Genomic DNA, 1976 nt, shown 5'->3' with positions numbered 1-1976 from the left:
TCCCAGACTCAAATGGTTGTTACTACCTAATCTGGGCTTATCGCAAGTTACTACGTCTTTCATCGCCTCTGACTGCCAAGGCATCCACCGTGTACGCTTAGTCACTTAACCATACAACCCGAAGGAGTTTCGARTTGATAATCAAATCACCAAAGTTGCTATCTCATTATTTGAATGAGCGAGATAGCTTTCGATTTTGCCGGACTCAAATATGTTTTGCTTACTTAAAACAGTAGACAAAACCCAAGAACACTTGAATGTGTTTTTGTGTATTCAATAAATTGAATACTTTGAGAACTTTACAAACAACAATAAATTGTTGTTTTGTCAGCTTTCCAAATTGTTAAAGAGCAATGTTTCTTTCGAAACCATTTCTAAAAACACTCTTGCGAATGCGTTTAAAGATGGTGGAGCTATGCGGGATCGAACCGCAGACCTCCTGCGTGCAAGGCAGGCGCTCTCCCAGCTGAGCTATAGCCCCATCAGTGTGATACTGTGTGCCAATTCCTTGGGAAGGGAATTGGTGGGTCTGAGTGGACTCGAACCACCGACCTCTCGCTTATCAGGCGAACGCTCTAACCACCTGAGCTACAGACCCAGTATCGTCTCTTAAACTTTATAAACCATCAAGGTTAAACTACCCACTTCTTTTGCAGCCCACTCCCATGGTGTGACGGGCGGTGTGTACAAGGCCCGGGAACGTATTCACCGTAGCATTCTGATCTACGATTACTAGCGATTCCGACTTCATGGAGTCGAGTTGCAGACTCCAATCCGGACTACGACGCACTTTTTGGGATTCGCTCACCATCGCTGGTTGGCAGCCCTCTGTATGCGCCATTGTAGCACGTGTGTAGCCCTACTCGTAAGGGCCATGATGACTTGACGTCGTCCCCACCTTCCTCCGGTTTATCACCGGCAGTCTCCCTGGAGTTCCCGACATTACTCGCTGGCAAACAAGGATAAGGGTTGCGCTCGTTGCGGGACTTAACCCAACATTTCACAACACGAGCTGACGACAGCCATGCAGCACCTGTCTCATAGTTCCCGAAGGCACCAAAGCATCTCTGCTAAGTTCTATGGATGTCAAGAGTAGGTAAGGTTCTTCGCGTTGCATCGAATTAAACCACATGCTCCACCGCTTGTGCGGGCCCCCGTCAATTCATTTGAGTTTTAATCTTGCGACCGTACTCCCCAGGCGGTCTACTTAACGCGTTAGCTCCGAAAGCCACGGCTCAAGGCCACAACCTCCAAGTAGACATCGTTTACGGCGTGGACTACCAGGGTATCTAATCCTGTTTGCTCCCCACGCTTTCGCATCTGAGTGTCAGTATCTGTCCAGGGGGCCGCCTTCGCCACCGGTATTCCTTCAGATCTCTACGCATTTCACCGCTACACCTGAAATTCTACCCCCCTCTACAGTACTCTAGTCAGCCAGTTTCAAATGCAATTCCGAGGTTGAGCCCCGGGCTTTCACATCTGACTTAACTAACCACCTAATGCCTTCCTCACGACTGAAAGTACTTTACAACCCGAAGGCCTTCTTCATACACGCGGCATGGCTGCATCAGGCTTGCGCCCATTGTGCAATATTCCCCACTGCTGCCTCCCGTAGGAGTCTGGACCGTGTCTCAGTTCCAGTGTGGCTGATCATCCTCTCAGACCAGCTAGGGATCGTCGCCTTGGTGAGCCCTTACCTCACCAACTAGCTAATCCCACCTAGGCATATCCTGACGCGAGAGGCCCGAAGGTCCCCCTCTTTGGCCCGTAGGCATCATGCGGTATTAGCCATCGTTTCCAATGGTTATCCCCCACATCAGGGCAATTTCCTAGGCATTACTCACCCGTCCGCCGCTCGCCGCCCAACAAATCCCCCGAAGGTTCAATGTTGTCGCTGCCGCTCGACTTGCATGTGTTAGGCCTGCCGCCAGCGTTCAATCTGAGCCATGATCAAACTCTTCAATTTAAAGTTTTTT

At 49.9% G+C, this 1976-nt stretch carries 1 tRNA gene and 2 rRNA genes; all 3 read right to left on the bottom strand.

Features of this window, described 5'->3' with window-relative positions:
* Nucleotides 1-111: ribosomal RNA gene (locus IRQ95_RS21890) — 23S ribosomal RNA — on the bottom strand; the annotation flags it as partial.
* 294 nt (nt 112-405) lie between these two features.
* Nucleotides 406-481 (bottom strand) — tRNA-Ala (locus tag IRQ95_RS21885).
* Nucleotides 482-518: 37 nt separating this feature from the next.
* Nucleotides 519-1966 (bottom strand): 16S ribosomal RNA (locus tag IRQ95_RS21880).
* Nucleotides 1967-1976: the final 10 nt, after the last annotated feature.

This window comes from Vibrio fluminensis, from assembly GCF_015278125.1.
Classification (GTDB): domain Bacteria; phylum Pseudomonadota; class Gammaproteobacteria; order Enterobacterales; family Vibrionaceae; genus Vibrio; species Vibrio fluminensis.
The sequence above is the reverse complement of the archived record's forward strand: the minus strand, read 5'-3'. Positions and strand labels throughout refer to the sequence as shown.